11 protein-coding genes are annotated in these 10,839 nt (G+C 60.5%); 7 read left to right on the top strand and 4 right to left on the bottom strand.

Annotation, left to right across the window (positions count from 1 at the left end; all coding sequences use genetic code 11):
- Nucleotides 1–41: 41 nt before the first annotated feature.
- The gene (locus B9A97_RS09155) at nucleotides 42–1,604 is read right to left on the bottom strand and encodes an ABC transporter substrate-binding protein (protein ID WP_210189694.1); all 1,563 of its coding nucleotides are present in this window, start codon (nucleotides 1,602–1,604) and stop codon (nucleotides 42–44) included.
- Between the two features lie 140 nt (nucleotides 1,605–1,744).
- Here B9A97_RS09155 and B9A97_RS09150 point away from each other — a divergent pair, with 140 nt between their 5' ends.
- Entirely contained in the window at nucleotides 1,745–2,623 is an 879-nt protein-coding gene (locus tag B9A97_RS09150; RefSeq protein WP_084365016.1) for a MurR/RpiR family transcriptional regulator, read from the top strand.
- A gap of 24 nt (nucleotides 2,624–2,647) precedes the next feature.
- Nucleotides 2,648–3,772, top strand: a complete 1,125-nt coding sequence (gene menC, locus B9A97_RS09145; protein ID WP_084365014.1) for an o-succinylbenzoate synthase — start codon at nucleotides 2,648–2,650, stop codon at nucleotides 3,770–3,772.
- Between the two features lie 141 nt (nucleotides 3,773–3,913).
- On the opposite strand, the gene B9A97_RS09140 is transcribed toward menC, so the two are convergent.
- Nucleotides 3,914–4,687, bottom strand: a complete 774-nt coding sequence (locus B9A97_RS09140; protein ID WP_084365012.1) for a cyclase family protein — start codon at nucleotides 4,685–4,687, stop codon at nucleotides 3,914–3,916.
- An 11-nt stretch (nucleotides 4,688–4,698) separates the two neighbouring features.
- Nucleotides 4,699–5,562, bottom strand: coding sequence for a fumarylacetoacetate hydrolase family protein (locus B9A97_RS09135; RefSeq protein WP_244564165.1), 864 nt, complete (start codon nucleotides 5,560–5,562; stop codon nucleotides 4,699–4,701).
- Nucleotides 5,563–5,803: 241 nt separating this feature from the next.
- On the opposite strand from B9A97_RS09135, the gene B9A97_RS09130 reads away from it, so the two are divergent.
- The 5 genes from B9A97_RS09130 (at nucleotide 5,804) to B9A97_RS09110 (ending at nucleotide 9,819) form a co-directional block, all read left to right on the top strand.
- Nucleotides 5,804–6,736 carry an ABC transporter substrate-binding protein gene (locus B9A97_RS09130; RefSeq protein WP_084365008.1) on the top strand — a complete coding sequence of 311 codons (933 nt, stop codon included), beginning with the start codon at nucleotides 5,804–5,806 and terminating at the stop codon, nucleotides 6,734–6,736.
- A 19-nt stretch (nucleotides 6,737–6,755) separates the two neighbouring features.
- Nucleotides 6,756–7,457, top strand: coding sequence for a GntR family transcriptional regulator (locus B9A97_RS09125; protein WP_084365006.1), 702 nt, complete (start codon nucleotides 6,756–6,758; stop codon nucleotides 7,455–7,457).
- Nucleotides 7,458–7,497: 40 nt separating this feature from the next.
- Complete coding sequence (locus B9A97_RS09120; RefSeq protein WP_084365004.1) at nucleotides 7,498–8,277, top strand: ABC transporter ATP-binding protein; 780 nt, start codon at nucleotides 7,498–7,500, stop codon at nucleotides 8,275–8,277.
- A gap of 62 nt (nucleotides 8,278–8,339) precedes the next feature.
- A complete protein-coding gene (locus tag B9A97_RS09115; RefSeq protein WP_084365263.1) occupies nucleotides 8,340–9,065 on the top strand; it encodes an ABC transporter permease in 726 nt (241 codons plus the stop codon).
- Nucleotides 9,052–9,819: an ABC transporter permease gene (locus B9A97_RS09110; protein ID WP_084365002.1), complete on the top strand. Its 768-nt coding sequence runs from the start codon at nucleotides 9,052–9,054 to the stop codon at nucleotides 9,817–9,819. The genes B9A97_RS09115 and B9A97_RS09110 overlap by 14 nt, the downstream gene beginning before the upstream one ends.
- Nucleotides 9,820–9,957: 138 nt before the next feature.
- On the opposite strand, the gene B9A97_RS09105 is transcribed toward B9A97_RS09110, so the two are convergent.
- Nucleotides 9,958–10,818: a hypothetical protein gene (locus tag B9A97_RS09105; protein ID WP_084365000.1), complete on the bottom strand. Its 861-nt coding sequence runs from the start codon at nucleotides 10,816–10,818 to the stop codon at nucleotides 9,958–9,960.
- Nucleotides 10,819–10,839 lie beyond the last annotated feature (21 nt).

The following is a 10,839-nucleotide window of genomic DNA, read 5'->3' as shown; positions in this document are numbered from 1 at the left end:
CCCTTGAGGATGCGCGGCACCGGGGTGCCGCGCAGGGATGCTCAAAACTTCACGTCATTGAAGATCGGATAGACGAAGGGCGCCACCTGGAACCCCTCGACCTCCGGCCGGAAGGCGAAGACCCATTCCCAGCCCGGTGTATAGAGCGGCACGTGGATCGACTTGTCCAACAGGTAGGCCATGACCTTCTGCACCTCGGCCTTGCGCTCCTCCGGGTTTGTCAGCACCCGGGTCTTTTCGAGCATCGCGTCGAGTTCGGGCGAGGTGTAGCCGCGATAAGCGCCGGGCGAATGCCAGAGGGCATAGAGGATGTCGGGGTCGTACCAGGACCACGTCATCATATCCATGCTGCCGATGCCGTCCTTCTTCTCGTTTTCCTGACGGACGCGGGCGTTCATCGTGCCGATATCCATGATCTCGATATTGGCCTTGATGCCGACTTCAGCCAGTTGCGCCTGGAACACTTCCCCCAGGCGATCACGCTTGCCGCCGGTCCAGACCAGCATGTTGACCTCGAGCGGCTTGTCGGGACCCCAGCCGCCGGCTTCCTTCAGAAGAGCCTTCGCCTTTTCCGGATCGTACTGGGCCCGGTGAGAGGCGCAGAACTCCTGATCGTTGCCGAAAACCCCGCGCGAAATCGGGCATTGTTCGGGCATCGACAGATCGCCATAGATCAGGGTCAGCGCCGTCTGGACGTCCGTCGCATGAGCAACCGCCGTGCGGACCCGCTCATCATTGAAGGGTGGACGATGGACCGAGAATTCCCAGAACACGTTCTGCCCGGTATTTTCGGCGCTGATCACCTTCAACTCGCCGGAATCCTTGAGGGCCTGCACATCGTCGAGCGGAGGCTCGGCAATATGGATCGCGCCCGTCTTGAGACCGGCGAGACGGGTCTGCGGTTCGGGAACGACCGAAATCACCAGGCGGTCCATGTAGGGAGCGCCCGGATTCTTGGCCAGCTTGCCATGATTGACGTAGTCGGCATTCTTGTTGAGCACGATCTTGTCGCCCTTGGTCCAGCTCTCCAGCTTCCACGGGCCGGAGCCGATGGCAACCGTGCTGCCAAAGCCGTCCTTGCCGGCATTGGAATCGCACAGGATAGAGGAGAAGCTGTCGGCCAGGAACGGGATCATGGCCACGAATGGCGACGCCAGCGTGAATTTCACCGTCAAGGGATCCACGACTTCAGCCTTGGAGATTGGACCCCAGCTGGCCTTGGTGACGCTGGGATTGGCGCCATCGAAAGCCCGGTCGACGGTGTATTTCACATCGGTTGCGTCGAGCGCACTGCCGTCATGGCACTTTACGCCCTCCGCCAGCTTGAACGTGTATTGCAACCCGTCGGGGCTGACGTCCCAGCTCTTGGCGAGGTTTGGCACCGGCGCGCCCGAGGCGTCGGTGGCCAGAAGCGTGTCATAGATCTGGCTCCAGACCTGGAGCGAGAGCGTTGACGTGGCCCGGTGCGGATCGAGCGAGTCGATGTCGCCATAACGGGCCCAAACGATATCCTTTGCCGTTGCCGCCTGGAGGGAGGATGCGGCCACGACGATGCCCAGCGCGAGGCTGAGCGTGAGTTTCTGAAACGGCTTATCTGCTTGCACGTGAATACTCCCAGTTGATCTGTATTCCCCTTGCATCCGCGCGTCAGTCAGCGCACGGTTCGCGCCAATATGGTTGATGCAGAAATTTTAACTTGTCAATCGAGTAAAATTTTTGTTTCAATCAACAAAAGGGACGGGACATGACCAGCGAGCAGGCAGACAGCGCACCACGCTCCATCGAGCGACGTATCAAGTCACATTATGAGGAAATGCCGGGAAGCGAGCGTGCGCTTGCAGACCGGGTTCTGGAATATCCGGGCGATGTGCTGCTCTGTTCGGCCACGGAACTGGCCGATCTGGCGGGAGCCTCGAAGGCGGCCGTGTCCCGCTTCGTGCGGCGACTGGGTTATGAAGGCTTCAAGGACATGCAGCGGGAGATCCGGGAGGCGCAGTCGACAGGCGATCCGATCTTTCTCACGGCAGGCCTGGCACCCAAGCAGAAACAGCGGGACCCGCTTCATCAGCATCTCGAGCGGGATGTCCATACGCTGCGCGAGACCTTTGCCCGCCTGGATCCGGAGATCGTGAAGGACGTCGTGACGCGGATCACCGCGGCGCGGCGCGTGGTCTGCATCGGCTTTCGCAACAGCTATTTCTTTGCCGCCTATGCGCGCCGGCAGATCCTGTTGGTGCATCCCTCGACCGATCTCGTGCCATCAGACGGCCAGACCCTGATCGAAGACACCGGCGATCTCGGTCCGCAGGATCTTCTGCTTGTCTTCGGTTTTCGCAGGCGACCGCTTCTGCTGCGCAAGTTCATGGAACTGATGCATGGGCGTGGGATACCGATCGCCTATTTCACCGACCGCCAGGCCGTCACCAACACCAAGTTCGCGCAGTGGGTGCTGCCCTGCGAGGTGCGCGGCACCTCGCTGTTCGACAGCTATGTCGGGGTGGTCAGCCTGATCAACTACATCTGCACCCAGGTCAGCATTGCCTCCGGCAATTCGGGGCGCCAGCGTCTCAGACAATTGGAGGAACTGGGCGAACTTCTGGGTGAACTGGATGCGGGAAACTAAAAGCAAGACGCGGGGAACCTGACGATGCGCATTGACGAATTCTCGGTCTTTCATGTCGCGATGCCGCTCATCGATCCCTGGAAGACGGCCTTTGGTGAAATGCGCGAGGTGGACACGGTCCTGGTTCGCTTGCGGTTCGGAGACGAAACGGGCTGGGGCGAATGCGCGCCTTACGCCCATCCGAACTTCTGCTCGGAATGGGCAGAGGGCTGCTTTCACCTCATTACCAACATCTTCCGGCCTCTTCTGCTGGGCCAGGAGATCAACACGCCGCAGGAGTTGCAGGACCGTCTCGGCCCTTTCAAGGGTAATCACTTCGCCAAGGCGGCCATTGATCTCGCCTGGTGGGACCTTTCGACCCGAATGCAAAATCGGCCCCTGTGGCAGGCCATTGGCGGCGCGAACCCGACGATTTCCGTCGGCGCCGATATCCCGGTCCAGCCGGATCGAAGCCAGCTTATCGACCTCGTCGCGGCAGCGCTGGATAAAGGTTACCCACGCGTGAAACTGAAATATCGGCGCGACAGCGGCGTCACAATGGTCGCCGCCGTCCGCGAGGCCTTTCCGGACGCCGTGATGCATATCGACTGCAACTCGGGCTTCACGCTGGATGATATCGCCGAGTTCCGCGAGCTGGACCGGCTTGATCTGGCGATGATCGAACAGCCGCTGGCCAGCGACGATCTCATAGACCACGCGCGACTGCAGGCCATGCTGGAAACGCCGATATGCCTCGACGAGAGCATCACCTCGGTCGATCGTGCACGCAAGGCCATCGATACGGGCGCGGCCCGCATCATAAACATCAAGCACGGCCGTGTCGGCGGTCTTACCAATGCAATCGAGATCGCCCGCTTGTGCCATCAGCGTGGCATACCCTTCTGGATCGGCGGCATGCTGGAATCGGCCGTCGGCCAAGGCCCCTCCATGGCCCTGGCCACGCTGCCGGGGGTAGGATATCCGGCAGACATCTTTCCAGACGGACGGCTCTATGCAAGCGAACTTGCAACGCCGCCGATCAGATTGTCCGCCGCCGGTCAGATGACGGTGACCGACAGCAAGGGTTGCGGATACCAGCCCGACCTGGAGATGCTTCAACGCACTCTTCGTAGGAGCACGAGCGGCTCAACTCGGCCGGACCACTTTTGAAGCAAACCATCGTTGCGACCAGCACCGGTGACGATCACAACCTTTCGATTGAAGATTGCATGAGGCATGGCAGGGCCCTCCAGACCGCCGGATAGATTGACGCTTTTGATTGGCAGGCGCCCGACACCCATCTATGTCCCATTAGTCATCAAAGATGGCGACGGCCCGTGTCCATCCGGCTGACGCTGCCTTGATCTTCACCGGGAAGCAGGAAATCGTAAAGCCGGTGGGTGGGAGTTGATCCAGATTGGCGAGCTTCTCAAGATGGCAATAGCCGATGTCGCGACCAGCCTTGTGCCCCTCCCAGATGATGGAGGCATCGCCTGATTGCTGATAGCGATTGAGCGTCGCGGAAAAGGGCGCGTCCCAGCTCCATGCATCGGTTCCGGTGATGCGTACGCCGCGGGAAAGCAGATAGAGCGTGGCCTCACGCCCCATTCCGCAACCCCGTCCCAGATAATCCGGTCGGCCATAGGCCGCGCCGGCTGCGGTATTGATCACGACGATATCGAGAGGCTGCAGGTCGTGACCAATCCTCTCAAGCTCCCGCTCGACATCATCGGCCTGGACGATATAGCCATCCGGGAAGGTCCGAAAGTCAAGCTTCACCCCCGGCCGCAGGCACCAGTCCAGAGGCACTTCGTCGATGGTGATCGCACGGCTCCCGCCATCCATTGTCGAGTGAAAATGCCAGGGCGCATCGAGATGGGTGCCGTTATGCGTGGTGATACGTAGGTCTTCCACAGCCCAGCCCTCCCCGTCAGGCAGGTCCTCTGGCTTCAGGCCAGGGAAAAGACCCGCGATCTCCAGCGCCCCTTCGGCATGCGCCTTGTAAGTGATGCGTGGCCGCATCGGCGGCGGATCGGCAAAGGTCTCGTTGTCGATGGCGACGGAGATATCAACAATTCTGGGCATGGAAGCCTCTCCTATGCGGCTCTGCCGTCTGCCATAACGACGCGGTTGGACAGTTCACCCAACCCCTCGACGGACAGTGTGACAACATCACCATGCGCCAGATAGCGGTCCACTTCCAGACCGCATCCGTTGCCCATCGTACCGGAACCGAAGACCTCGCCCGGATAGATGGTTTCGTGGCGGGAGACATAGGCAATCATGTCGGCAACGCCATGCAGCATGTCTGCGGAACTCCCCTCGGCCCAGATTTCGCCATTGACCCGAACCGACATCTTCAGATTTTGCGGGTCGGGGATTTCATCCGCCGTGACAAGCCATGGCCCCATCGCATTGCCCCCGTCAAAGCTCTTGCCCTTGGCCGGCCCCAGCATTCCCTGCATTTCGATATTCTGCGTGTCTCGGGCCGAAAAATCATTGTAAATCATGTAGCCGAACACATGGGCGAGCGCGTCCTCCCGGGCAATGTCGCGTCCCTTTCGGCCGATGACGGCAGCAAATTCGAGTTCGAAATCCATGATCCGGCTATAGGCCGGCCAAACCACGTCTGCGTCTGGACCGACGACGCTGAAACGGTTGGTGATGTAGTAAATCGGCTGCTGCAGATAAACGGGCGGGATATCCGCGAGCGGCTTGATCGTTTCCAACGCGGCAAGATTCCCGCTCCGTCGCGCGGCAATGCGCGCCATGCCGGAAGGTGCCTGGCGTATGTGGTCCGGGAACACCGAGAAGTCCCGGATCTGGGCAGGGACCGGAAGAGGCGCATGAAGCGTCACGAGATCGGACGCCACGAGATGTCGCCCGGTTCGCTCGGTGTCTGCGAGAGCCGCGCTGGCTTCTGCAAGCCCTTGCTCGCCTGCTTCGATCAATTGGAGCATGGACGAACTCCACCCCGCCCCAGGCGCCGCTGCTGTCAAATCCACGATACCATCTCCGGCGCCTGTGAGGCAGCCAAGATGCTGGACACGGGCTCCCGAACTGAATGTCACGAGCTTCATCAAATCTCCTCCCACGCAAAATCGTATATGATTTTATAAATCATACATTGATATTTGTCCAGCTTGCCGCTATGTTTCGTCGGGAGGCCCTGGCAAAGCGCCAGGCGGAGGAGGATGAGCCATGAAGTTGATACGTCGCCTGACCGCGGCGCTGGTCGGATTGTGCCTGACGGTCGCAAGCGCTGAAGCCGCCACGAAGTTGGCGATCGGCTACACCATGAACAGCGAAGCAGCGCCCATCTATGTTGCAAAGATGGCAGGGATTTTCGACAAGCATGGGCTGGATGTGGAACTCGTTCCGATCGCCGTGAACTCCACCTTGCCCGCCGCGCTGATCTCCGACAGCATCCAACTGGGGACGATATCGCCCACAGTCTTCATTCAGGCCGTTCAGAATGGGTTGGAACTGCGCGGCGTGTCCGGCATGACGGTGACAGCGCAAAACGGATCTCGAGTGGGGGTCATGGCGCGCGAAGGCTCCGGCATCACCTCGCTCGCAGACCTCAAGGGCAAGACGCTCGGTGTTCCCGGCATCGCCGCAGTGCTTGATATCATGGCCAGACGCCTGATCATCGAGGCCGGAATTGACGTCAACGCGATCACCTACACAGAAACGCCCTTCCCGGTTCAGGCCGATGTTTTGAAAAACGGCACCGTCGACGCCGTGGTGACCGTCGACCCCTTCCTGTCCCGGATAGAACGGGCCGGAATAGGCAAGCCGATCGCCAATCTTCTCGAGGGTATTCCCGATGGTCAACTCGCCCAGTTCTTTGCTGCAAGCAGCAGTTGGGCAGAAGCCAATCCCGAGGCGATCAAGGCCTTCCGGGCGGCCATGGACGAGGCGATCCAGATGACGTTGACACAACCGGACTACGCCCGGGAAGCCATCGGCAATTTCGTCAAGCTACCGCCCGAGGTACTGAAGACGGTTGCATTGCCGACACCAGACGCCAAACTGACAGCAGAACAGCTGGAATGGTGGGCGCAGGTCATGCAGAAGCAGGATTTGATCTCGGACGAGTTCTCCGCCGGCGATCTGATCCTGCAGCGGTAAGACAGTAAAGGGCTTCCAAGTGCGACAACCGCAACCGAATGAAGATCGCGTTTCAACCCTGGCGGATCGCGCAGAGCGACTGATCCAGGCCGATATCATCTCCGGGGCACTGGCGCCAAGGGAGCGTCTGGCTCTGCCAACCCTGGAGAAGCGCTACAATATCGGCTTGACACCCATGCGCGAAGCCCTGTCACGCCTTTCTGCCCAGGGTCTGGTGACCAATGAGGGAAACAAGGGGTTTCGTGTGGCGATGGCCAGCATGGAAGACCTGGTCGACCTCACGCGGACAAGGGTCGTGATCGAAACGGCAGCGCTCAAGCTCTCGATGGAAGCCCGGCTTCCGCAATGGGAGGACAATCTTGTTGCCGCAACCCATCGCCTCATCAGGACGATCGAGCGCATGTCCGGTTCGATCAGCGACAACATCGATATCTATGAGGAGGCGCACAAGGTCTTTCACACCGCTTTGGTTGCAGGCTGCGGTGCAGCGCGCCTCATCGCCTTGCAGAGGGAGCTCTACGATCAGGCCTATCGCTATCGGCGCCTCATGGCGCGCGGTGGCATGGATCCGGTGAAGGCGGTCGAAGAACACCGATACCTGAGCGAGCTTGCCCTGGGAAACGATGTCCATGCTGCGAGCGCTGCGCTGGAGAACCATCTGGCGCTGACACTCGAAGCCGTCGCCGGCAAGCACGACGATGCTGACGACAGTTCAGCCTGAAAGCCGGCGGCCCACCCATGACCAGTATCAGGAGACGAGGATGAACATCAGCCCGGCATTGCATGGCAGCATGCAATTGCAGTCTGTCAGCCTGACCTATGGGTCCCGGACGGTCATCGGTGACCTGACGCTTGACATTCGACCAGGTGAAATCCTGTCGGTCGTTGGCCCCTCGGGCTGCGGCAAGACCACCAGTCTGCGGCTTCTGGCAGGCCTGACGAAGCCAACATCGGGAACGGTGGCCGTCTCTGGCAAGCCGCTGACAGAGCCCCAGAGAGATGTCGCGATCGTCTTCCAGGACTACGGAAAGGCCTTGCTGCCATGGCGAACCGCCTATGGCAACGTGGCCCTGGCGCTGGAGGCCATGGGCGTTCCCAAGGCTGAATTTCCCGATCGCATCCACGCCCTGCTTGACCTGATTGGGCTCGAAAAACATGCGCAAAGCTATCCAGGCCAGATGTCCGGCGGCATGCAGCAGCGGGTGCAGATCGCCCGCGCGCTTGCGCAGGAACCGAAGGTCTTGTTGATGGACGAACCCTTCGGCGCCCTGGACGCCATGACGCGCCAGACCCTTCAGGACGAGCTTCTGACGCTGAGCGCCCGCACCGGCGTCACCATCTACTTCGTGACCCATGACCTTGAGGAAGCCATTTATCTGTCCGACAGGGTTGTGGGGCTCCTGCCAAATCCTGGTCGCATCGGAAAGGTCTTCGACATTGCCCTTCCCCGCCCACGTCACCAACTCACGACACGGGAAGATCGGCAATTCCTCGAAATCCGTCATGCCCTGTATGAGTTTGTCACGGGGGCGGAGCATTGACGCATTTCGGCAAAATCTCAGGCTTCGACCCAAGGCCATGGGTGATTCCGGCCATTCTGGTGATGACTTGGGAAGCCTCGCTGCTCGTCTGGCCGACAAGCAGTGAGAGCTTTGCTCCGCCGCATGCCGTGGCCGGGGCGCTGTTTCAAGCGCTTCTCGACGGGACGATTTTGATTGCCACCTTGCAGACGCTGCTGGCGGCCATTGGAGGTCTGGCCATCGGCGGAGCCCTGGGCCTGGCGATTGGCGTCCTCTTTGGCTTGTCGCGCCTGATGGATCAACTGCTCGAAGTCACAATCGAGGCGATACGCCCGGTCCCGTCAATCGCCATCCTCCCAATCGCGATGATGATCTTCGGCTTCGGCTATCGCATGGAGATCGCAATCGTTGCCTTCGCATCGATATGGCCCATGATGATCATGTCACGCTCTGCCGTCAGGGATCTTGAGCCCCGTCTGTTCGATGTGGCAAGGGTTCTCAGGCTCACGCCGAGGCAAACCATAACGAAACTGGTTCTGCCGGCCATCGCTGGGCGAGTCTTCGTGGCGCTCAGGCTGGCCGCCGGCGTGGCCCTGATCGTCGCGATCACCACCGAGATTGCCGCGAACCCCATGGGGCTCGGTGCTGCGATCATGGCAGCGCAACAAACCTTCCGGCCTGAACTGATGCTGGCACTGCTGGTGTGGATCGGTCTGGTGGGTTATGCTTGGAATGCTGTCCTTCTCGCCTGTCAGGATCGCCTCATTCCCGCCGCCCGCGCTAAAGGTTCTGGCCATGCGCAGGCTTAATCCGGGAATGATGATGGCGAGCGTCGCTGTCCTGCTGCTGTTTATCCTGCTCTGGCACTTTGTGTCCGTGACCCGGCTTGTGCCCGCGACATTCCTGCCGTCGCCGACCGCAACCTACAAGGCATTGTCGAACGGGTTTTCGCGTGGCCAACTGTCAGCTTCAACGGCAAGTACAGTCTGGCGCATGCTGGTCGGCTGGGGACTGGCCTGTCTCGTCGGAATTGCGCTCGGCTGCCTGATCGGAATGTCGGAAAGGGCCCGCGCCTATCTGGCACCGATGCTCGAGGCGATCCGACCTCTGCCGACATCGGCGCTGATCCCGGTCTTCATTGCCATCTTCGGCCTGTCCGAAGGCATGATCCTCGGCGCCATCGCCTTCGGGGCGATCTGGCCCATGATGCTCGCGACGATCAATGGTATCGCCGGCATCGATCCTGCCCTGCGGGACCTTGCCAAGAGCCTGAAGATGTCGACCCTGGCGTTTCTCACGAAAATCGCGCTCCCCTCGGCCATGCCCGAAATCATGGCCGCCATTCGCCTCGGCCTCACGGTCGCCCTGGTTCTTGCCGTGGTCGGGGAAATGCTGAGCGGTCGCACAGGACTTGGCCAATGGCTGCTGGTCTCCGCGCGATCCTTCGCAACACCCAATCTGTTCGCCGGTGTCGTCATCCTGGGAGTGATCGGCTTCACGGCAAACACGTGCCTGCAACTGTTCGAAGCGCGGGTTCTCAGATGGCGACAAAGCGCGCGTTGAAAACACGCCCCAAGCTGCGCAGGCACAGGTTTTGCTGCCTTCAGGCTGCCTGAAGAGGAGAACAACCCTGGTCCTCAGCCGACGGATTCAAGTCAGCAATCGCGCACGACCGGATTGCGGTCTGCAGAGTTGGTTGTTTCACGGATCCAATAGAAAGACGCGATAGCGCGAGCGTTCCTTCTCCGTTAACAGTACGTCGTCCGCGCAGCGGTTGGCCTTAACTGCCTGCCATTGTCCGGCCCGCTTCTCGAGCACAGCTTCCAGAACGGCAGTGTCCGGATCCTGTTCGCAAGGACCCCAGTTCGCGGCATCGACAGGCCGTCCATCCGCTTTGCGCCGCACCGCTCCGCGGAAATACGCGGTCTTGCCATCGCTGCGCAGGAGGTCGACGACGAACACGATCGGAACGCGGTCGTTGAGGTCGGCATTTGCGTTCCGGACTGCATCCAGAAGGACCTTTCTTTCCGGGTCATTCCTGCCGACGTCGTGCACACCAGCACGTTCTGCGGTGGAAAGCGCCTTGAAGCTTGGAGGCTGGACCATGTCGGCAACATCCTGATCGGACCAGTAGCTCCACTGGTCACATTCCTTCGGATCGAAGCCGCCACGACTGTCGAGATCGATCCAGCCATCCACAGGGTCTCTTACGAATCTCACCTGCATGTCTGCCGCCACGGGCGAGTCGGTGCACAACCGGCGGCGCCCCGGCGAAGCAATCTGAAAGGCGACGAATGCGTTGTCCTCCCCGTTCGCATCGCGGGCGTGGCTCGTGTTAAGGACATGGATCTCCGCATCTGCGGGAGGAGCCGACCGATTGAAAAGAATAGCGAGGAGCGCATCGGCGCATGGCGCAGGATCCGTGTCGGTGGGCGGTTGAAGCGCGCCAGCTGCCGGAAACGCCGTCCGGCACTCGGTCGCGTGAACAGGCTGACCCATGGACATCACGCAGATGGCGAGTGCCATCGAAGCCAGTTGTGCGTGTATCGTCCAAAGCTTCATAAAGGCCTCCTTTTCGGCGTC

Origin of the sequence: Rhizobium sp. RU36D (assembly GCF_900176345.1) — a bacterium.
Lineage (GTDB): Bacteria > Pseudomonadota > Alphaproteobacteria > Rhizobiales > Rhizobiaceae > Allorhizobium.
Note: the sequence above shows the minus strand (reverse complement) of the source record. Positions and strands in the feature narration are given on the sequence as shown.